The sequence below is a fragment of the Frankia casuarinae genome (assembly GCF_000013345.1).
Taxonomy (GTDB): Bacteria; Actinomycetota; Actinomycetes; order Frankiales; family Frankiaceae; genus Frankia; species Frankia casuarinae.
Map to the genome: position 1 here is coordinate 450,716 of NC_007777.1, position 19,564 is coordinate 470,279.

The 19,564-nt window shown below is 67.9% G+C and carries 20 protein-coding genes and 1 riboswitch; of the genes, 16 read left to right on the forward strand and 4 right to left on the reverse strand.

Annotation, left to right across the window (positions count from 1 at the left end; genetic code table 11):
- Positions 1-65: 65 nt before the first annotated feature.
- Positions 66-1,298: an ABC transporter substrate-binding protein gene (locus FRANCCI3_RS01880; RefSeq protein ID WP_035909880.1), complete on the reverse strand. Its 1,233-nt coding sequence runs from the start codon at positions 1,296-1,298 to the stop codon at positions 66-68.
- 144 nt (positions 1,299-1,442) lie between these two features.
- Between FRANCCI3_RS01880 and FRANCCI3_RS01885 the strand changes: the two genes are divergently transcribed.
- A complete protein-coding gene (locus tag FRANCCI3_RS01885; RefSeq protein ID WP_011434846.1) occupies positions 1,443-3,521 on the forward strand; it encodes an ABC transporter permease subunit in 2,079 nt (692 codons plus the stop codon).
- Positions 3,518-5,134: an ATP-binding cassette domain-containing protein gene (locus FRANCCI3_RS01890; protein WP_011434847.1), complete on the forward strand. Its 1,617-nt coding sequence runs from the start codon at positions 3,518-3,520 to the stop codon at positions 5,132-5,134. Before FRANCCI3_RS01885 ends, FRANCCI3_RS01890 begins: the two co-directional genes overlap by 4 nt.
- Positions 5,135-5,278: 144 nt before the next feature.
- Positions 5,279-5,386: riboswitch (TPP riboswitch) on the forward strand.
- On the opposite strand, the gene FRANCCI3_RS25835 is transcribed toward FRANCCI3_RS01890, so the two are convergent.
- Positions 5,373-5,621: a hypothetical protein gene (locus FRANCCI3_RS25835; protein ID WP_162238919.1), complete on the reverse strand. Its 249-nt coding sequence runs from the start codon at positions 5,619-5,621 to the stop codon at positions 5,373-5,375. It overlaps the preceding riboswitch by 14 nt.
- Between FRANCCI3_RS25835 and thiC the strand changes: the two genes are divergently transcribed.
- The 10 genes from thiC to FRANCCI3_RS01935 all read left to right on the forward strand — a co-directional run bounded on the left by thiC (position 5,518) and on the right by FRANCCI3_RS01935 (position 12,480).
- Positions 5,518-7,335 carry a phosphomethylpyrimidine synthase ThiC gene (gene thiC, locus FRANCCI3_RS01895; RefSeq protein ID WP_085949858.1) on the forward strand — a complete coding sequence of 606 codons (1,818 nt, stop codon included), beginning with the start codon at positions 5,518-5,520 and terminating at the stop codon, positions 7,333-7,335. The two genes, FRANCCI3_RS25835 and thiC, sit on opposite strands and share 104 nt — an antisense overlap.
- A 256-nt stretch (positions 7,336-7,591) precedes the next feature.
- Complete coding sequence (locus tag FRANCCI3_RS01900; RefSeq protein WP_011434849.1) at positions 7,592-7,921, forward strand: ABATE domain-containing protein; 330 nt, start codon at positions 7,592-7,594, stop codon at positions 7,919-7,921.
- A gap of 27 nt (positions 7,922-7,948) precedes the next feature.
- Positions 7,949-8,206 carry a helix-turn-helix domain-containing protein gene (locus tag FRANCCI3_RS01905; RefSeq protein ID WP_330218951.1) on the forward strand — a complete coding sequence of 86 codons (258 nt, stop codon included), beginning with the start codon at positions 7,949-7,951 and terminating at the stop codon, positions 8,204-8,206.
- Complete coding sequence (locus FRANCCI3_RS26615) at positions 8,203-8,361, forward strand: hypothetical protein (protein WP_023840839.1); 159 nt, start codon at positions 8,203-8,205, stop codon at positions 8,359-8,361. The genes FRANCCI3_RS01905 and FRANCCI3_RS26615 overlap by 4 nt, the downstream gene beginning before the upstream one ends.
- 442 nt (positions 8,362-8,803) lie before the next feature.
- Positions 8,804-9,043, forward strand: a complete 240-nt coding sequence (locus FRANCCI3_RS01910) for a DUF433 domain-containing protein (protein WP_011434851.1) — start codon at positions 8,804-8,806, stop codon at positions 9,041-9,043.
- Positions 9,040-9,450 (forward strand): DUF5615 family PIN-like protein, encoded by a 411-nt coding sequence (locus tag FRANCCI3_RS27685; RefSeq protein ID WP_011434852.1) that lies wholly within the window; start codon positions 9,040-9,042, stop codon positions 9,448-9,450. The genes FRANCCI3_RS01910 and FRANCCI3_RS27685 overlap by 4 nt, the downstream gene beginning before the upstream one ends.
- Before the next feature lie 37 nt (positions 9,451-9,487).
- Positions 9,488-9,973 carry a tyrosine-type recombinase/integrase gene (locus FRANCCI3_RS23095; RefSeq protein WP_011434853.1) on the forward strand — a complete coding sequence of 162 codons (486 nt, stop codon included), beginning with the start codon at positions 9,488-9,490 and terminating at the stop codon, positions 9,971-9,973.
- A 70-nt stretch (positions 9,974-10,043) separates the two neighbouring features.
- On the forward strand, positions 10,044-10,436 hold the full coding sequence (locus tag FRANCCI3_RS01925; RefSeq protein WP_011434854.1) for a type II toxin-antitoxin system RelE/ParE family toxin: 393 nt from the start codon (positions 10,044-10,046) through the stop codon (positions 10,434-10,436).
- Positions 10,433-10,747, forward strand: coding sequence for a helix-turn-helix domain-containing protein (locus FRANCCI3_RS01930; RefSeq protein WP_011434855.1), 315 nt, complete (start codon positions 10,433-10,435; stop codon positions 10,745-10,747). Before FRANCCI3_RS01925 ends, FRANCCI3_RS01930 begins: the two co-directional genes overlap by 4 nt.
- A 557-nt stretch (positions 10,748-11,304) precedes the next feature.
- The gene (locus tag FRANCCI3_RS01935) at positions 11,305-12,480 is read left to right on the forward strand and encodes an IS701 family transposase (protein ID WP_237704561.1); all 1,176 of its coding nucleotides are present in this window, start codon (positions 11,305-11,307) and stop codon (positions 12,478-12,480) included.
- Here FRANCCI3_RS01935 and FRANCCI3_RS01940 read toward each other — a convergent pair.
- A complete protein-coding gene (locus FRANCCI3_RS01940) occupies positions 12,477-13,649 on the reverse strand; it encodes an ISAs1 family transposase (protein ID WP_011434857.1) in 1,173 nt (390 codons plus the stop codon). The two genes, FRANCCI3_RS01935 and FRANCCI3_RS01940, sit on opposite strands and share 4 nt — an antisense overlap.
- Before the next feature lie 37 nt (positions 13,650-13,686).
- Between FRANCCI3_RS01940 and FRANCCI3_RS27690 the strand changes: the two genes are divergently transcribed.
- From FRANCCI3_RS27690 to FRANCCI3_RS01950, 4 genes are all read left to right on the forward strand, one after another.
- Complete coding sequence (locus tag FRANCCI3_RS27690) at positions 13,687-13,944, forward strand: hypothetical protein (RefSeq protein ID WP_148214898.1); 258 nt, start codon at positions 13,687-13,689, stop codon at positions 13,942-13,944.
- Positions 13,941-15,509 carry a recombinase family protein gene (locus FRANCCI3_RS01945; protein WP_011434858.1) on the forward strand — a complete coding sequence of 523 codons (1,569 nt, stop codon included), beginning with the start codon at positions 13,941-13,943 and terminating at the stop codon, positions 15,507-15,509. The genes FRANCCI3_RS27690 and FRANCCI3_RS01945 overlap by 4 nt, the downstream gene beginning before the upstream one ends.
- A 1,131-nt stretch (positions 15,510-16,640) precedes the next feature.
- Positions 16,641-17,855 carry a JmjC domain-containing protein gene (locus FRANCCI3_RS23950; RefSeq protein WP_023841915.1) on the forward strand — a complete coding sequence of 405 codons (1,215 nt, stop codon included), beginning with the start codon at positions 16,641-16,643 and terminating at the stop codon, positions 17,853-17,855.
- Positions 17,789-18,655, forward strand: a complete 867-nt coding sequence (locus tag FRANCCI3_RS01950; protein WP_035912887.1) for an aldo/keto reductase — start codon at positions 17,789-17,791, stop codon at positions 18,653-18,655. The genes FRANCCI3_RS23950 and FRANCCI3_RS01950 overlap by 67 nt, the downstream gene beginning before the upstream one ends.
- Here the strand turns inward: FRANCCI3_RS01950 and FRANCCI3_RS23955 are convergent.
- Positions 18,646-19,497, reverse strand: coding sequence for a hypothetical protein (locus FRANCCI3_RS23955; RefSeq protein WP_108913865.1), 852 nt, complete (start codon positions 19,495-19,497; stop codon positions 18,646-18,648). The genes FRANCCI3_RS01950 and FRANCCI3_RS23955 overlap by 10 nt on opposite strands.
- Positions 19,498-19,564: the final 67 nt, after the last annotated feature.

The following is a 19,564-nucleotide window of genomic DNA, read 5'->3' on the forward strand; positions in this document are numbered from 1 at the left end:
CCACCGGCCCGTGCGTGTGACAGCGGGGATGAGCACGAGCCGGACGGCTTGTTAGGCGAACGTGGTCAGTTGATCAGTTTGATGAGCTGGCGCCCGTCGAGCCAGTTGCCGGTGACATCGGTGAACGTGTTGTTCTTCCACGCCAGCAGCCGCACCGCCGTGTTGCAGATCGCCGGGAAGATGTCGATCTGCTTGCCGTCGCAGGTGAACGGATGGGCCATGACGTTCGGGCGGTCGTGGGAGGCGCGAAGCGCCGTGAGCAGGGCGGCCGAGGTCGGCTGGGCGGTACCGGCCAGCAGCGACCGGATGTTGAGGACGGCGGAGAAGGATCCCTGCGACGACGAGGACCGATCGGCCTCCGGGATCGCCTTACGGAACGCCGCCGTGTCGGCGTCACCATCGCTCGTCCCGACCGGTAGGTAGCTGGATGCGAAGTAGAGGTTGTCGGTCCGGCCGCTGGCCGCGCGCGGCACCGCGGGGGTGGTGCAGGGACCGATGAAGTAGATGTCGCTGCGGATGTTCAGCGCCGCCGCGGCCTGGACGATCCGGGTGCACGTCGCCGCCTGGAACACCACGATGATCGCGTCCGGCTTGCCCGCCGCGACCTGGGTCAGGGCCGGCGCGAAGTCTGCCGCGTCGGATTTCTCCGGCACCAGTTTGACGTCGGACACACCTTTATGGTGCAGGACGTTCTGCGATCCCTGGATAGCGGCGGACAGCAGGCCGGGCAGGTCGAGGTACAGGGCATGCACGCTGCGCACATGCCGGATGTTCGTCAGATAGTCGGTGAGGCCGAGCAGCTCGCTGAGCGAACCGCCGGAAAATGCGAAGGCGTTGTGTGAGCCGAGTTCTCCGCTCAGTTGAGGAGAGCCGGTGACGTACGGGATGTGGGCGGTCTCGTATATCGGCATCGCCGCCTCCGCGCCGAAATCGATCCCGCCGACCACCGCGAGTGGTTTCGTGGCGACAAGCCGGTTGGCGCAGTTCTGGGAGGACTCCGGCGAGCCGTCGGTTGCGCAGCTGATCAGCCGGAGCGGTCGACCGTCGAGCCCGCCCAGAGAGGTGTTGGCGTAGTCCACGGCGGCCTGAGCGGCCTTCCGGGTCTCCGGGTATGACCCGACAGTGCTGTTCTCAACCGTTACGAAGCCGACAGTGACCGCAGGCCCGGTCAGGCGGCTCGCCGCCGCGCTGCCACCGGCAGCTGCGCCGGACGAGCCACCGCGCTGACTCGTGCACCCGGCGACAACGACGGACAAGGCTACGGAGAACGCGAGGAGGATGCGGGAGGCTTGTCTCACGGCTCGTGAAGCTACACTTCTGTCGTCCAGTTCTGGGGGCTTGACCGTCGACCGGCCGGACGGGGACTGTTGTGTGACCATGCGTCCGGTCTTCATCGCAGTTCGGATCTCTCTATCTGCAATAGATGCGTCTACGGGGGCCCGGTGACAACGTATATAGCAGCATTGCTGCTCGGCCTTGGCCCGGGGGCCGTGTACGCGGCGCTCGGGCTAGGGCTCGTGCTCACCTACCGCGCGTCCGGCGTGGTGAACATCGCCCATGGGGCGTTCGCTATGTACGCCACCTACCAGTACGCAGAACTACGGGAGGTCGGGGACCTCGTACTGCCCGTCGTCGGGATGCCGCCAAGAATTCATCTCACCGACACGCCCACCTTCGGGCTAGCCCTGTCAGTATCCCTCGCAATGGCGGCAATTCTAGCACTGGCATCCTATCTGGTGGTTTTTCGGCCCTTGCGGCGTGCCCAGCCGCTGATGACGGTCGTGGCGGCGGTCGGCCTCACGATCGCGCTGCAGGCCGTCGCCGTGCTCCAGTTCGGATCTGACAACAGGTTCCTCAGCCCGGTGCTGCCGCAGTCACCGCTGTCCCTGCTGGGCGTGACCGTGGCGAGTGACCGGCTGCTGCTCGCCGCGTCGGTCATCGTGGTCGCCGCCGGTCTGTGGGCGATGTCGCGCTGGACGTTGTTCGGCCTGGCTACCCGCGCCGTCGCCGAGGATGAGCAGACCACCGCGCTTCTCGGCCGGCGGCCCGGCTGGATCGCCGCCGTCAACTGGGTCATGGCGGCCGTGCTCGCCGCCCTCGCCGGGATCCTCGTGGCGCCGATCAGTGCGCTGAATCCGACGAGCTACTCGCTGTTCGTCGTTCCCGCGCTCGCCGCCGCTCTGCTCGGTGGCCTGTCCTCGTTCGGTCTGACCGTCGTCGGAGCTCTCGGCCTCGGCATGACCCAGGCCGTCCTGATCCCGCTGCAACAGGACGTCTCCTGGTTGAACCAGCCGGGACTGCGCGCGCTGCTTCCGATGCTTCTGGTCATCGCGGTGGCGGGCCGGCGCGGGGATCTCATTCCCGGTCGCGCCGCGGGCGTCGCCGTGTCGGCTCCGATGCCGGTGGTCGACCCGCCGGAGTCTCCCCTGCGCCACCTCGCGGTCGGTGTGCCGTTCGGGGTGGTCGCGATCCTCGTGCTGGCCGGCCCCTACCGGCTCGGCCTCGAACGCAGCCTTGCCGGCGCCGTGGTGTGTCTGTCGTTCGTCGTGTTGACCGGGTACGTCGGACAGCTCTCGTTGGCACAGATGACCCTCGCCGGTGTCGCCGGCTTCCTGTTGGCCAGACTCCAGGGTGAGCTGGGCGTGCCGTTCCCGATCGCACCCCTGCTCGCCACGGGTGCCGCCGCCGTGGCGGGCCTGCTGCTGGGGGTGCTGTCACGGCGGCTGCGTGGAATCGACCTGGCATTGATCACTCTGGTCGCCGGCGTCGCGATCCAGGAGGTGGTGTTCGGAAACCCGCTGGTCACCGGCGGGTTGGCCGGGTCGGTAGTACCGAGTCCGAAGATCTTCGGCCTCGATCTCGGGCTCGCCGGTGCCGGGTTCCCCCGGCCGCAGTACGGGCTGCTGGCGTTGGCCGTGCTCGCCGCGTGCTGCTACGGAGTCGCCCGGCTGCGCACCGCGGACCTGGGCCGGCGCATGCTGGCCGTGCGCGCGAACGAACGGGCCGCTGCCGCGGCCGGGATCGACGTCCGTCGTACGAAGGTGCTCGCCTTCACCCTCTCCGCCGCGATCGCCGGTCTCGGCGGCTGCCTCATCGGCTACGGCCAGGGACGTCTGTCCTTCGACTCGTTCGGCGTCACGGCCTCGCTGTTCTTCCTGGCGATCGCGGCCGCCGGCGGGGTGACGAGTGTCGGCGGAGCGTTGCTGGGCGGTCTGCTGGTGCCGGGCGGAATCGTGTTCATCGTGCTGGACCAGGTTGCCGGGCTCGGCAAGTACCAGTCCGTGCTGTGCGGGATCGCCGTCGTGGTGCTGGCGGTGCTACGTCCGGCCGGGCTCGCGTACCGACCGCATCGGACGGCTCGCGCCGATCATCAGGGCCGCGCGGATCGGTCGGGTGGCACGCATCGGACCGGTCCTGGGCAGCGAACGCGTCGAGGAGATCACGTGCGACACCCGCAGCCGCCGGACCAGGGCCGGCCGAGCCTGACCCCGCATCCGGTCAACCCGGGCGGAGCCCCGTGACGGCGTTGCTGGCGGTCGACATGCTCGCCGCCGACCAGGGCCGCACGCGCATCCTCGAGGATGTCTCCTTCACTCTGTCGGCAGGCACCATCACCGGGCTCATCGGACCCAACGGAGCCGGAAAGACGACGTTGATCGACGCCCTCACCGGGTTTGCGTCGATCAGCGCGGGTACCGTCACGCTGGACGGTGCCGTGCTCGTCGGACTGCCGGCGCATGAGCGGCTGCGGTTGGGGCTCGCCCGCACCTTCCAGGCGCTGGAACTCTTCGACAGTCTGGAGGTCGGGGAGAACCTGGCCGTCGTCACGCCCCGGGCACCCGGACCCGCGACCGGGCCAGATCCGGCCCGGTCGCTCGGGCTCGCCACGATCGCCGATCGCCTGCCGTCGACGCTCTCCCACGACGAGCGGTCCTCGGTGGCTCTCGGCCGCGCCCTCGTCGCCAGGCCGAAGGTCCTGCTGCTGGACGAACCGGCCGCGGGTCTCGACCCGGCCGCCCGCCGGACGCTCGCCGACCGGCTGCGCCGCATCGCCGCCGACGGCATCGCCGTGCTGCTCGTTGACCACGACGTGAAGCTCGTCTTCGACGTATGCGACCACGTCCTCGTCCTGGACGGGGGCCGCGTCGTCGCGCGCGGTCGATCCGCCGAGGTGCGCGCCGATCCGGCGGTCCGCGCTGCCTATCTGGGCGGTGGTGGGCCCGACGGCGGCGACCGCGCCGGGACCGCCCCGGGACCCGGGCCCGGCTCGGCCTCTGCTCTCGACTCCGTGTCTGCTCTCGACTCCGTGTCTGCTCTCGACTCCGTGCCTGCTCTCGACTCCGTGCCTGCTCTCGACTCCGTGCCCGCCTCCACCCCGGCGCCGGCCCCCGGCCGAGGCGGGGGCGATCTGCTCGTACTCGACCGGGTCACGAGCGGATACGACGGAGTTCCGGTGCTCCGGGACGTGTCGCTCACCGTCGGTGCCGGGGAGATCGTGGCGCTGCTCGGAGCGAACGGCGCGGGCAAGACGACGCTGATCCGCACGGCGGCGGGGCTGCTGACGCCGTCGAGGGGACGGGTCAAGGTCCTCGATGACCGGTCGCGCCGGGCCGCGCCGAGCACACTCGCCCGCCGGGGGATGGCGGTCGTACCGCAGGGACGAGGATCACTCGGGCGGTTGACCGTCCGCGAGAACCTGCGCCTGGCGGCCGGCCGGCGCTCATCCGGCGAGATCGGGCGGGTGTTGGACTGGTTCCCGGTGCTGCGCGGCCTGCTCGACCGGTCGGCCGGAGAACTGTCCGGGGGCGAGCGGCAACGGCTCGCGTTGGCCGTCGCTCTGGTGCGCAGACCGCGTCTGCTGCTGGTGGACGAGCTGTCGTTCGGCCTGGCACCCGGGATTGCGCCGCAGCTGCTCGCCCTGCTGCGCACGATCGCCCTCGAGACGTCGACCGGCGTGCTGCTGGTCGAGCAGTTCGTCTCGCTCGCGTTGCAGGTGGCCGACCGTGGCTACGTTCTCGACCGGGGCCGGATCGCGCTGTCGGCGAGCGCGGCGGATCTCATCGCGCATCCCGAGCTCATCGAGACGGCCTACCTGGGCGGGAGTTCCGGGCCGGCGGCGGCCCCGGACCGCTGAGCTGGTCCGGCGTTCCCCGCCACGCAGAGAAACCGGGGTCCGGCGGAACAGGGCTCTCACGTCGCCCGATGGTGTAGGGCATGCGTCGGATGAACCGGAAGGGGTGGCGAGCGGGCCGGCGGTGTCTTACTGTCGACAAGCGTCGAAGTTGATCGCGGGAGCTCCGCCAAGGGGCTGAGAGGGCGGCTGGGGCCGCCGACCGCAGGAACCTGTCCGGGTAATGCCGGCGTAGGGAGTCTTACATGGTGTCGCGTACCGACCGTTCGTCCTCGTCCACCTCGAAGGCCGTCACCTCGTCCCCGTCCACCTCATCCTTGTCGTCCGCCGCATCCTCCCCGTCCGTCTCGTCCTCGTCCTCCTCGTCGTCCGTCTCGGCCGCGGGGATGACGGCGGTCTCGACGGGTCCGCTGACGGGCAGCCGCAAGACCTGGCTGGTCGGAGCGGATCCCGATCTGCGGGTGCCGATGCGGGAGATCGTGCTGACCACGGGTGACACCGTCGTGGTGTACGACACCTCCGGTCCATATACCGATCCGGGGGTGACGATCGATGTGCGCCGGGGTCTGCCGGCGACGCGGGACAGCTGGATCGCCCAGCGTGGCGACACCGCGCCGGATGAGCGGCGGACCGTTCCCGGGACCGGGGCATCGGGTCCTGGGACGCTCGGTTCTGGGACGCCCGGTTCTGGGACGCCCGGTTCTGGGCCGCTCGGTCTCGGCGGGACGGATCTCGACGGGCGGGTGCGAGTGCCCCGTCGGGCGGTGCCGGGACGGCCTTCCATAACCCAGCTGGGCTACGCCCGCCGCGGTCAGATCACTCGGGAGATGGAGTTCGTCGCCCTGCGGGAGGGTCTTCCCGTCGAGACGGTGCGGGCGGAGATCGCCGCGGGGCGGGCCGTGCTGCCGGCGAACGTGAACCATCCCGAGTCCGAGCCGATGGCGATCGGCCGTGCGTTTCTCGTGAAGATCAATGCGAACCTCGGCAACTCGGCCGTTACCTCCTCGATCGAGGAGGAGGTCGAGAAGATGGTGTGGGCGACCCGCTGGGGCGCGGACACCGTGATGGACCTCTCGACCGGGTCGGACATCGCCCTGACCCGTGAGTGGATCATCCGTAACGCGCCGGTGCCGGTCGGGACCGTGCCGATCTACCAGGCGTTGGAGAAGGTCGGTGGCCGGCCGGAGAAGCTGTCCTGGGAGGTCTACCGGGACACCGTGATCGAGCAGTGCGAGCAGGGTGTGGACTACATGACGGTCCACGCGGGGGTGCTGCTGCGCTACGTGCCGCTGACCGCGCGGCGCAGGACCGGGATCGTCTCGCGCGGCGGCTCGATCCTGGCCTCCTGGTGCCTGGCCCATCACGAGGAGAACTTCCTCTACACCCACTTCGCCGAGCTGTGCGAGATCTTCGCCGCGTACGACGTCACGTTCTCTCTGGGCGACGGCCTGCGGCCCGGGTCCATCGCGGACGCGAACGATGAGGCCCAGCTCGCCGAGCTCGCCACCCTGGGCGAGTTGACGCAGGTGGCGTGGGAGCACGACGTCCAGGTGATGATCGAGGGACCCGGGCACGTGCCCATGAACAAGATCGAGGAGAACGTGCAGCTGCAGCGGGAGCTGTGCCACGACGCGCCGTTCTACACCCTCGGGCCGCTGACCACCGACATCGCCCCCGGCTACGACCACATCACCTCCGCGATCGGGGCGGCGATGATCGGATGGGCCGGTACCGCCATGCTCTGTTACGTCACCCCGAAGGAGCATCTCGGCCTGCCCGACCGGGACGACGTCAAGGCCGGCGTTATCGCCTACAAGATCGCCGCGCACGCCGCCGACCTCGCTAAGGGGCATCCCGGCGCGCAGGCCTGGGATGACGCCCTGTCGGACGCCCGGTTCGAATTCCGCTGGGCCGACCAGTTCCACCTCGCGCTCGACCCCGACACCGCACGCGCGTTCCACGACGAGACGCTGCCGGCCCCGGCCGCGAAGTCGGCGCACTTCTGTTCGATGTGCGGCCCGCACTTCTGCTCGATGAAGATTTCCCACCAGGTGCGGGCACACGCGGGCGGGGACGGGCTGGACCCGGCCGGGCATGGCGCGGACCCGGCCGGCGACGAGGCGGTCACCGCCGGCCTGCGCGAGAAGGCCGCCGAGTTCAACGCCGCCGGCAATCGGATCTACCTTCCGGTGGCCAACTCCTGACCGCCGTGGCCAACTCCTGACCGACGTGGCCAACTCCTGACCGACGTGGCCAACTCCTGACCGACCGTCCCGACGGGCTTCCGCCGGTCAGCGGCGGGCCCCGTCGGGCGCAGGGGGCTCAGCGGGCGCAGCGGCCCCGGTGGTCCATAAAAGCTATCTAAAAAAGATATCTAAGACGATTACTTTGACGAGGGAGTAACCTCTCAAGAGGAAGTGGAGTGGTTATTTGGGTGATCGGCTCGAGGGGAGGTCTCCGATGAACCCGGACGTGCTGATCGGGTTGGGCGATCATCCGGTGCTGGACTTCGTCAACAGCCTCGCCTTCTCGGCGGACGGCCCGATCGAGTTGATCGCCGATGGCTGGAGCTACCTGCGCTGGCTCCAGCTCACGGGGCTTGTCGGCACGGCCGAACGAGAGGCGCTGCCTGCCCGGTTCGGATCCGAGGAGCTCGACCGCATCGCCGTCGCCGCGGTCGAGCTCCGGGAGTGGCTGCGGCCGCGCATCGGCGCCTGGGCGGGCGGCAGCTCCACCGTGCCGGACGAACCCACGCTGTCGCGACTGAATGGGCTGTTGGCCACCGACTGAAGCGCGCAGGTCGGCTACCACTGGCATCTGCGGAAGCTGATGGCCGAGCGTGGGCTGTTCGCGACGACGGCGCTGGTCCCGCTGCTCGCCGAGCGGGGTGTCCGGCTCTCCCGCGAGCAGGTCTACCGGTTGGTGACCGGCATCCCGGAGCGGCTGTCGCTGGCCACACTCGCCGCGCTCTGCGACATCCTCGGCTGCGCGCCCGGAGACCTGGTCGAGCCCTATTGGGGCCGGCCCCGGCGCGCCGACATCACCGCCATCCCCGGCCCGGGGGTCGGGTCATGACCAGCCCCTGGGCGTCACGGCTCGCGACGGCGGCGGCCCGCTGGGTGGCGGTGACCGCCGCGGTCGCGGCCGCCGACCCGTCGCTGCCCGCCGACGTGATTACCGCGGCGGTGCCGGTCTGCGCGCGCACGACGACCAGCCCGACATCTGCGTGAACTGCTTCACACTCCCGGAAGCGGTCTGCTCGGTCTGCGGGCGGCGGCGGCCCTGCGCGTTCGCCACCAGCGACGCCCCGCTCCGCCAGACCTGCACGCCTCGGCGCCCACCAGGTACTCCCGGCACGCGACGAGGCACTCGCCCGCGCCGAACAGCGCCTGGCCCGCCGGCTCGCAGACGTCGAACCGCCCGAACACCGACGCGTTGCAACCGCCGAGGGACTCGAACCCCCAACCTTCTGATCCGTAGTTAGATTTGGATCTTCCGTCGACGTCTGTCAACGTCCGCCCTGTCTGCTGACCATGAGCGTTCCGTCCACCGGTATCCGTCGACGTCCACCCGCGTCCAGCGGCTTGGCTGTCAACTTGGCTGTCACTCGTGCCACGGCTTGGACCACGTGACGGGCGCTCGACGCTGAGATCCGGGAGCATACTGGGAGGCATGGCGGAAGATCTTCTGGCGCTCGTCGTGGCCGACCCGACAGTCGGTCATGGGCAGGCGTGTATCCGGGGGACCCGGGTGCCGGTGAGTGTCGTGCTCGACTGCCTTGCCGACGGTATGTCCGACGGTGAGATCATCGCGGAGTACCCGTCGCTGACCGTGTCGGGGATCCGTGCGGCCGCTGCCTACGGGGCGCGTCTGGCGCGGGAGGATCTCGTGCCGCTTCGTACCGCGCCGTGAAGGTCAAGCTGGACGAGGGTCTCCCGGTCTCCCTTGCCGAGCGACTCGCCAAGCACGGGATCGATGCCGATACCGTGCTTGCGGAGAACCTGTCGGGCCGCTCCGATCCGGAGGTGCTCGCTGCTGCGGTTGCCGAGAACCGGATCGTGTTCACCCTCGACCGCGGCTGCGGGAACATCCGTGCCTACCCGCCGGGATCGCTTCACTATCACCTCGTGACCTACAGAGGGCCGCGCCGTGAAGAGACATGCGCTCTGAACTGGCCGGACGTCGACCTCGACCAAAAGAAGATCCTCATCCAGTGGCAGCTCGTCGTCGTCGGCTGGAAGGTGCAGCGCACCAGGCCCAAGACCGACGCGGGAGTGCGGGAACTGCTCCTCGACGACCTCACTGTCGAGGAGTTCTAACCGTCATCGGGAACGGCAGCACGACGAGCGCCGCGCCATGGGCCTCGACTGGGACCCCTCAGGACCGGTGTTCACGACCCTCGACGGCGATCCTCTGCATCCCGCCGCCGTCTCCGCCGAGTTCCAGGACCAGATCGCGAGAGCCGGGGTACCCCCGATCCGCCTTCACGATGCCCGGCACGTCGCCGCCACCCTCATGCACGGCGGCGGCGCGGACCTGAAGGTCATCCAGGAGACCCTCGGCCACTCCAGCCACGAGGTGACGGTCAACACCTACACCTCGGTCCTGGAAGAACTCGCCCGGGAAGCCGCCGAAGGCGCCGCCCGACTCGTCCCCCGCACTCCACCCACTCGGGCCGCGCACACCCCGCGCACACCCGACAGGTCACAAGAAGATCGAATAGGAGAAAAACCGCAGGTCAAGCAGGGTGCGCTCGGCAACGCACCACAAACACCCCCACCAGCACGGTTGCGGATCACACACGCGATCATACTGTCGGCGACCAGAGCTCAGTGGTGTTGATTGGAAATATTCGATCAATCGTCACCTGCACTCACCCGGATCCATGTTTAGCTTGAGCTATAGTTGACCAATGGCCGCAACGCCCGCCCGGTGGACGATCAAGGCCACCTCCGAGGTGCGAGAGTGGCTGCGTTCGCTGCGCCGGGAGGAGCCGGACAGCTACCGATCCGTCAACGCGGCAATCGACATGCTCGCCGAGGCCGGGCCGGCGCTCGGGCGCCCGCTGGTCGACACCCTCAAGGGATCAACGATCAGCAACCTCAAGGAGCTCCGACCGCGGTCGGGCCGCGAGGTGGCCATCCGAGTGATCTTCGTGTTCGATCCATGGTCGCAGGCCGTGCTGCTGGTCGCGGGGAACAAGGCCGGCGACTGGTCGCACTGGTACAGGGCTGCGATTCCTGCGGCAGAGGTTGTCTACGACGGCTGGCTGGCCGTCGAACGGAAACGGCGGGAGGGCTCATGACCGAGTTCCATGACTGGGAGGACATCCGCGCCGAGCTCCATGACGGCGATGACGCGGCACTCGCCGTGGAACGAGCGCGTACGGAGGCGTGGGCCAGCGCCTACCACCTGGCCGAGGAGCGCAAGCGCCTTGGTTTGACACAGCGTCAGGTCGCCGATCTGATGGGCGTCTCACCTGGCCGGATAAGCCAGATCGAAAACGGTGATCTGGACGTGAACGAGGTGGCAACCCTGAGCCGATACGCCCGGGCGTTGGGCGCACGCATGCGGATCATCTTCGACTACGGTAATGACCTCCGCCAGATCGCCTGATACGACCGGGAACTCAAGAAGCGGATCGGGGCGGCGCTGCCGCTGCTGCTGTCCCAGGGGCGCACCCCCGGAGTCGTGATCGTCGCCGGCCGACCCCACCCGCGCTGCCGACCGAGGCGTGGATCAACCAGCCCCCAGCGATCATCGAGACCGAGGAGGCGCTACCCACGAACCAAGCAGCCTGATGTCTCATCGGGATTGACAGGCTCCGATGGCGGAGAAGCAAGGTGCATTGCGCAAGCTCGACGATCACCTGTCCAGCGACGCTGGCGAGGATGCGCGGTAGGGATGTTGCTACTAATAGGAATCTTAGCATCTGGACACGGCTGCCCTATTGTGATTCAATAACTAGAGTTTCGCAGTTTTCTTGATCCAGATCAGTGTCTGGCAACGGCTGGATAATTTTCCCGATTGCTTTCGGGTGGATGATTCCCTGGTGCCTGCCGGTGGTATCGCGGTGCGTGGCGGAGGGGTGGAAGGCCAGCGCGAGGGGCTGGTGGCGGGAGCATCAGCGTTTCCTGTACCAACCCGAAAGTTGGACGCCGATGCTCCCGGACGTGACGATACCGGTTTCTCTGGCGGTGCTGCTGGAGGGTTTCCGGCCGTGTTTCACCGCGCCGTCGTTCCGGACGTTCCGGGCGCTCGTCGTGGGGATGCTCGCCACCGGCGGGCGGCGCACGGTGTGCGGGATGCTCGTCGGCGCGGGCCTGTCCACGCTGTGGCCGCACGACCGGGCGCACCGGTTTTTCGCGCGGGCGGTCTGGTCGCCGGAGAAGGTCGGCCTGGCGCTCGCCCGGCTCGTCGTCGACCGCCTCGTCCCGGCCGGGCCGCTGCACGTCGTCGTCGATGACACCCTGTTCCACCGGGCGGGGAAGAAGGTGTGGGCGGTGGGCTGGTTCCACGACGGATCCGCGAAGGGGCCAGACCAGGTCGGGTTCGGCAACAACTGGGTGATCGTCGGCCTCGTCGTGCCGGCGCCGCTGCTCGGCCGGCCGGTCTGCCTGCCGGTCCTGGCCCGCCTGGTCCGCAAGGACACCGTCTCGGCCTCGCGGCTCTGGCTGGCCGCCCGCGCGGTCGAACAGCTGGCCGGGGCGTTCCCCGCCCGCCGGGTCCACGTCGTCGCGGATGCCGCCTACGCCGGCGACGAGCTCAGGGGACTGCCGGCCTCGGTGACCTGGACGACCCGGCTCCGCCGCGACGCCGCCCTGTTCGCCCCCGCCCCACCCCGCACCGGGAGACGTGGCCGGCCCCGACTCAAGGGCGACCGGTTGCCCTCCCTCGCCCAGCTCGCCGCGGCCGCGACGTTCCGCCCGACGGCCGTGACCCGCTACGGCCGCGCCGGGACCGTGCACACGGCGGTCATCCGCTGCCTGTGGTACGGAGTGTTCGGCCCCCGCCCCGTCACCGTCGTCCTCGTCCGCGACACCGACCGGCCCGGGACCTACGACCTCGCGCTCGTCACGACCGACACCCTGACCAGGCCCGCCGAGCTCGTCGCCCGCTATGCGGCCCGCTGGTCGATCGAGGTCGCGATCGCGGACGCGAAGCAGATCTTCGGGGTCGGCCAGGCCCGCAACCGACTCACCGCCGCCGTCGAACGCACCGTCCCGTTCGGCCTGACCTGCCAGACCCTCGCCTTCGCCTGGTACCTCACCACCGGCCACCACCACGGCGACGCCGCCGACCACCGCGCCCGCACCCCCTGGCAGGGCCCCGGCAAAGTTGTCGGTTAGCAAGCAAGGCTCTTGATCGTCTCTAGTGGTCGTTCGGGGCGCCGCGCGTGGTGTCGGATTGCCTGGGCGATGTTCGTGGCGCCGGTCAGGCGAAGGATCGCGATCGCCAGGTTGCGCAGGCTGGCCATGACCTGGGGAGCGTGGCCGGTCCGGACCTGGCTGAGGTCCTCCCCGAAGGTGACGTCGCGGACCCAGTGCAGCCGGTTCTCCACGAGCCAGTGCTCGCGGGCGTAGGTGGCCAGCAGCGTGGGGCTGGCCTGGTGGGTCGGCAGGCTGGTGACAAGGTAGACGATCTCGGTCGTGGCCGGCCCGTCGGCGAGCGGCTGGCGGCGGCGGGTGACCTGCACTGCCTGCACGGCGTGCGGGAAGAGTAGTCCCGCGCGGACCTCGGTGGTCTTCACGGTGCGCCGCTCGCGGCGGCCGTGGCCGCGTTCGACGGTGCGCGCGGCGGTCTTCACCCGGCGCCAGGGCAGGGCGGCGAGCTGGGCGTATAGCGCCGGCTGGTTGGCCTTCACCGTCAGGATGTAGTGCGCATGCCGGCTGACCAGCCAGGATGCGGTCTGTCGCTGGGTGTGTAGAGCATCCGCGGTCACGATCACATCGGTCAGGTCCAGGTCGGCGAGCAGGACGGGCAGCGCCGGGATCTCGTTCGACTTCGCGTCGACGGCGACCTGGCCGAGCACGACACCGCTGGTGTGGTCGAGCGCGGCGAGCAGGTGGCGGCCCGGACTGTCAGGCGTGCGGGAGCCGCGCAGCGTCTTGCCGTCGACCGCGAGCCGCCGCCGCGTCCCGGCCGGCGGGGTGGTCGCCGCGGCGGCCCATGCTCCCAGCGCCGTATCCAGGGCGTCGGCGTCGAGTGCGGCGAGTACCCGGCGAAACGTCGACTCCTCGGGCACTCGAGAGACGCCGAGCAGGCCCGCGACCGCCTGGCCGGCGTCGGCGGACCATTCACCGATCGCGGTGAACGACCGCGCCCCGGCGAGCACCGCGCAGGTCGCCAGCGTCAGCACAGCGGCCAGGCTGTGCCGCCTGCCGCGGGGCTTCCGGGGGTCCGGTAGCTGGTTGAAGACCGCCAGCAGACCCGCCGGCGACGGAGGCTGGTTGCCGGCGCCGACGGCAGCCAGCCGATCGAGAACAGGGGCAGGCGGTAATACTGGTGCGGCGGGCATGGCACCTCGAGACGATCATGACGGTGTAGGAACCTCCATGATCTCCAGGAGCCGTGCCCGCACCCATGACGCCCCCGGCCTCGCGTCAGAAGCGCGCTACGCAACACCACTGGAAGCCCCACACAACGCCGAAAGTCTGCTTACCAGCAAACTTGCTGAGGCCCTGCTGCTCACGTGCCGCGCGTGGCCGCGCGGGGAGCGGCTGACGCTCGTTCCCTGCCCCCACGTCCCCAGCTACTTTGATCGCTCCCACTGCGCGAAGTGCGGTCACGAGCTGGGGAGCGTGGCCGCGTGAGGCCCGCCATCACGCTCTGGTCGGACAATCGGGACGCCGCGTACGGGTCTGGGGTGGTTCGCAAGCTGCGCACGATCGGTTACCGCCGGATCTCCGACGACCGTGAAGGGCTGGAAGCCGGGGTCACCCGCCAGGACGAGGACATCCGCGAGCTTGCCGAACGGCGTGACGACGTCGACCTGATCGACGTGCTGACCGACAACGACCTGTCGGCCACGAAGGACTACCGGCCGGAGTTCGAACGCATCCTCACCATGGCGCAGGCCGGCCAGATCGACGCGGTAATCGCGTGGACGTCGAACCGCTTCCTACGCAACCGGCCCGACCGGATGCGCGTGATCGAACTGTTCAAGGCCCGCAACGTCCGGCTGATCCCGGTCCGGGGCACCACCATGGACTTCACCTCCGCCGACGGCCGGATGATGGCCGACATCATCTTTTCGATCGACGCGGGAGAGGCCGAGCGCACGGCGGAGCGTGTCGCACGGGCAGCACAGCAGCGGGCCGAGCAGGGCCGCCACCACGGCGGACCCCGGGCGTACGGCTACGGGCCGATCGTCGGCACCGACCACGCCGGCAAGCCCGTACGGGACTTCTACGCCCTCGTGCCGGACGAGGCGGCGGTTATCCGCCGCATCGCGGCCAACATCCTGGCGGGCGTGCCGTTGGCGGCGATCGCCCGCACGCTCAACGCCGAGGCGGTCCCGACCGTGACGAAGGCCCACCGGCCGATCTGCCCGAACAACGTCAAGGGCCGTCGGGCGTGGACCGACTGCCCATGCCCGTACCGCGGGTGGAACGCGACCACCCTCAAGGAGATGATGGTCAACCCGCGTCTGATCGGCATGCGCGGCTACCAGACCCGCAGCACGCGGCGCAGCACGGGAACCATCGCGGTCATGGGCCAAGCGGTGTGGCCGGCGATTCTGGACGTCGATACGTGGGAGCAGATCCGGGCGATCCTCACGGACGCCTCGCGGCGGACCAACACCAACGCGCAGAAGCTTCGGCGCATGCTGGCGGGGTTCGTCTACTGCGCCTCGTGCGGGCACAAGCTGACCGGGAACGGCACGAACGGGACGCGGCTCTACTGCCAGCGGCGTGACGGCCGCTGTCCGGCCAAGGTCCGAATCGGGGAAGCCTTCCTCGTCGGGCTGGTCTCCCGTGCCGTGCGGGGGCGTCTCGACGAGCTGGTTCTCCAGCCTGTGGCCATGGACGACCCGGCCGCCGCTGAGCTGGCGACGTTGGAGGCCCGCAAGAGCGCGCTGGCGGACCGGTGGGCATCCGGGAAGATGGACGATGACGCCTACGACGATGCCCACAAGGCCATCGTCCGCCAGATCCGCGCGGCCGAGGCCCGGATGCACACCAGCGCGCGACGGCGCGCCACGCTGCCCGTGGAGGGCGCCGTGGGCTGGGACGGGCTCGGCGAGGACATCGCGGCCAAGCGGGTGATCCTCACCCAACTGATCGACGGTGTGATCGTCGGCGGAAACGGGACTGTCGAGGGTGATGATGTTCAGCGTGTGCGGATCGTGTGGCGAGACCTGAACGACCCCCGGTAGCCCACGTCACCGCAGAAGGCCCCGGCGTCTGCCGGGGCCTTCGTCGTACCTGCCCGCTATGACCCTTTGAGAGCCACACTGGCACGTTAGAACCGCCTTCCCCGCTGGCAGGGGGGGAGAGATTCCGTCCCTGGACCGTTAGCGGGCCGAGCGTGAAGGGGCCGAAGAGTCAGCGGGAGTGCCACCGTCACGGCGACACGCCGTTGCCCACGCCGTGACGGCGGCACGCTGTGCACGATTCTCGGCGGCCTGGGCGGCGCGCGGGCACCGTGCCGATAAGCGCCCCCTGCGGAGCAGGATGCGACGTCACAGCGGGATGGTGCAAAGCCAGCGACACGGCGCGTCGGTGGAACCAGGGCGCTGACCTGCGACGCTGTGACGTACGCGGCCGATGCCAGCGATCAATGGTCCACATTAACCAGTCCACTCTGACTATCCCCGCTGGGCACCCGACCCGCACAGCGATCTTGCACGACAACCACGGTTGTCGATTGCGAAGCGGCAGCTACCCGACCCGCGACGAAGCATCTCCTTGGCTGACAACCAAGGTTGCCGGTGTGGGTCGTAACGTGACGATCGTGCCGGCCGGCCGGCCGGGCTGCGCTGCCCGACCGCCTCGCCAGGCGCTCAGCGGCCCGGTGCCGCAGGTCGGCAACGTCCGGGGTGCAGGTCATAACGAAGGCCAGCGTCACGGGGCTCTCGCCCTTGCTGGTGCGGCCGGCACATCGTGCCAGCCGTGGCCGGGTGGGAACCGAAGGAGTTCCCGAAATCGGTAGCGACTCCGGGAGCGGTCCGGTAATCTTTCAGTCGCTGCCCGCAATCAACCAGAATCTGGGCTGCTTCGGCCTCGCTTATCGTCGCGGGCGCCACGGCTGATGCTCACGGAAGGAGACCAGCGCAATGACGCCACCGGATGACCTCGTCATCGTGGTAGAGGAGTTGGCCACGATCCAGGACCGCGGCGACTTTCAGACCTCTGATGGACCCGTCGGTGACAGCGGCGAGAACAGGGACGGCTAAGCATCGACGTTAGCTGTCGCCGTACGACCCTGCCTCTCTTTCATCTGTTTCGGTTGGTTTTTCATGGCGATCTGGGTGCAGGCCGAAGGAGCCACCATGTAAAGGATGTTGATGGATCATCAGCTCATCCGCGATATAAAGACCGCGTTGGCATGGTCCAGACCCAGCTCGACACCCTCCCGGTTCCTACGGGGGACTCTTCCTGATTCTGGGATATGCCCCAGGGTGCTCACGCCGACCAGATTTCTAGACCTGATAATGAGACGAAGCCTTGTCTCGCCCCAGATGCGGTGCTTTCAAAACGAATCAGAGCTGCATCCAAACTCCTTGCTTCAGATGAACACGACGAGGCGAGGGCAGGTCACTCCGATGGTCGATATGCGCCGGCTGGCCGGACTTTTGCAATCAGGCTGCACCCTGGTGTTGGACGCGGTCAACCACTTTGATCCGACGCTAGAGGTTGCGTGCCGAGCGTTTCAATGGTGGTTGCGCGCGCCTGTGCAGGCGAACGTGTACCTCACAACGGGCGACGCGGCGGGTTTCTCCCTACACTGGGATGATCACGACGTCATCGTCCTACAGTTAGCTGGCGACAAAGAGTGGGAGGTCCGGGGTCCGTCTCGCCGTGCTCCCATGTACCGCGACGCCGCACCCAATACTGAGCCTCCCAAAGACATCGTGTGGTCTGGTACCGTGAATACCGGTGACGTGTTGTATATTCCCCGGGGCCACTGGCATCGGGCGAGCCGCACCAGCAGAGGTGACGGGTTTAGCCTTCATGCTACCTTTGGGTTCACGAGACGAACGGGCGTCGATTGGTTGGCTTGGCTTGCGGACCAGTCGCGCCGCGAAGAGGTGTTTCGGGAGGATCTGAATCAGCGGGGAGAAGACCCGAAAGAACATCAAAACGACGGCGAGAAAATTATTGTTGCCGCATCGCGTCTTCTTACGTCACATCCGCCGGCCCATTACTTGGAATCCGTGGCGCATGCCACCTCCGCAGGCCGGTATGTCTCCACAGCCGGCATTTTTGGTCCGCCATCCGCGGTCGTGTGCGTTACTGATTTTCCACCTCAGATAGAGACCCAGGGCGATACAGTGGCGGTCGCGACGGCGGAGAAACGGATCGTCTTCACCAGGAAAGCATTACCAGCCCTTGGGTTGCTTCTGTCGGGCAATCCTGTGTGCCTTGACTACGTATCGTCCGCAGCGGGGATCGATGGCGCGCGCCTTGGGGAGATACTTGTCCGGGAGGGCATATGCGCGGAACTGACTCCGGAATTATTCTCGGGCTATACCGGTCTGACCACAGACGGCAAGCTTTAGAGGATGCCCTTGCCGTTGGCATTCAATGCCTAGACACAAGCTACAACTATCATGGGTTCGACTCGCATCGCCTTCTCTCAAGCGTCGTGGGCGATTTACTTTCCATGTTCTCCATCTCGACGAAAGTCGGCTTCTTCCGAGAGTCCGGACGGGTAGTTCACACCCTCGCTCCCGGCCGGCTTCGCCGTGCGGTGGAGGAATCAGCGTGCGACCTTGGACGCATCCCGGACGTCGTCTTTCTGCATAATCCTGAGAAGTCCCTTGTGGGAGTGAGCCCCGTACAAGCCCGTGAGCGCTTGGATGCGGCGTGCGCGGCGCTGTATGAAGCGGTAGCCATGGGTCTGTGCGCGTCGTGGGGAATATCGTCCTGGGATACGGCGCCGCTGATCCGGGCGCTTGACGGCGATCTCTTCGCGAAGGCTCCCACGCCAGACGTGCTCATGGTCCGCGCGGGGCTGACGGTGCCGTCTGACCAGCTCGACGCGAGCGAGCGGGCGGCGCAACGTCTGGGCGTCCCGTCCGATCGCCTGTGGGGGATGAGCCCGTTCGGCGGGGACGCCGCACGCGACGTCTGGAAGAGAATTAAGGCGGCCACCTTTCTTCAGCCAAACGAAGAAGGGTCAAATGTGCAAGCCGTCTTCCGCGTGTCATATGAGCTGCCAAGAGTAACGCGGATAGCCGTGAGTTCCGGCAGCACAGACCATATGAGGGAACTTGTGTCAGCCGAAGCGCTAAAGGTTGACCTAGACCAGATCGCTCGTTATCGGCAGCTCCTCCGTGAGAGAGGCGCTCACATCTGAAGGTCTTTCACCAGCCTTTCGACAGCCTGACATGCCGGCTCGTGAAGCGGCCCTGAATACGAGGCGGGCGCGCTGACAATGTCCGCGCACAGAAATAGCGTCATGATCTTACCTGTCTTGCTTTCCAGTTCCTCTCTGTACTCTCGGTAGATGCGGCTGGCGAGGTCGGGAATTGCCAGGCTGTTGACCCACAGGTTCGCTGGGTCCAATCCGCGCGGCGCCATTCCCCAGTCTTCCCAGTCAAGCAGCATACATTCTGGTGCCGTGAGATTCGCCCAATTTAGGTCGGCATGCGCGGCTGACCATTGCTCGATCCTAGTGTCGATCTTGCCGCCACAGGCCCGACTGATTGCCAGGTCCACCCGCGCTTGCGTTATTGTCTCGGTGTGAGGAGTAGCTAGCCGGGTGGTCGAATGCCCGGCAAGCGCGGCCAGCGAAGATCTCAGCGTCGCCCACCACGCCTCAGAAAGGTCGGGATCGGTAGTGAGGATACCACCGGGTTTAACGGGATGATCCGCGACGAAATCTGTCTCGTCAGCCCTCCACATGAGATCCTGGTCGGGATCGTTCCAAGAGACGCTTTGCCTCCAGACGGGCCGGGCCACGCCATGAAGCATCGATGAGGTCTCTGTTCCGTTCCATCCCTGACCGGTCATCTTCTCTGGAGATCGAACCTCAACACGGACCCAGGTTCCTCTATCGCTGGCGAGGCCAATTGAGCGTCGCTTCCGCACGACCGCGGTTCGGTCAAAGTGAACGTCTAGTGATCGCTCGACACGTTTCAAGACGTCGTTATAGGATCCCGACCTGAGATCCAATTTAGCGCGGACGTTTGGCACGATGGAAACCCTATCTCTCTCGTCGCTCGGGCGGAGTGTCACCCGTCCGCCTGCGTTCGAGCGCCACGCG

Coding starts and splice junctions, on each gene's coding strand:
- thiC (WP_085949858.1), top strand. CDS start 5,518: ATGACGGCGGTCTCGACGGGTCCGCTGACGGGCAGCCGCAAGACCTGG.
- FRANCCI3_RS01900 (WP_011434849.1), top strand. CDS start 7,592: ATGAACCCGGACGTGCTGATCGGGTTGGGCGATCATCCGGTGCTGGAC.
- FRANCCI3_RS26615 (WP_023840839.1), top strand. CDS start 8,203: ATGACCAGCCCCTGGGCGTCACGGCTCGCGACGGCGGCGGCCCGCTGG.
- FRANCCI3_RS01910 (WP_011434851.1), top strand. CDS start 8,804: ATGGCGGAAGATCTTCTGGCGCTCGTCGTGGCCGACCCGACAGTCGGT.
- FRANCCI3_RS23095 (WP_011434853.1), top strand. CDS start 9,488: ATGGGCCTCGACTGGGACCCCTCAGGACCGGTGTTCACGACCCTCGAC.
- FRANCCI3_RS01925 (WP_011434854.1), top strand. CDS start 10,044: ATGGCCGCAACGCCCGCCCGGTGGACGATCAAGGCCACCTCCGAGGTG.
- FRANCCI3_RS01930 (WP_011434855.1), top strand. CDS start 10,433: ATGACCGAGTTCCATGACTGGGAGGACATCCGCGCCGAGCTCCATGAC.
- FRANCCI3_RS01940 (WP_011434857.1), bottom strand. CDS start 13,649: ATGCCCGCCGCACCAGTATTACCGCCTGCCCCTGTTCTCGATCGGCTG.
- FRANCCI3_RS27690 (WP_148214898.1), top strand. CDS start 13,687: ATGATCTCCAGGAGCCGTGCCCGCACCCATGACGCCCCCGGCCTCGCG.
- FRANCCI3_RS23950 (WP_023841915.1), top strand. CDS start 16,641: ATGGATCATCAGCTCATCCGCGATATAAAGACCGCGTTGGCATGGTCC.
- FRANCCI3_RS01950 (WP_035912887.1), top strand. CDS start 17,789: ATGCGCGGAACTGACTCCGGAATTATTCTCGGGCTATACCGGTCTGAC.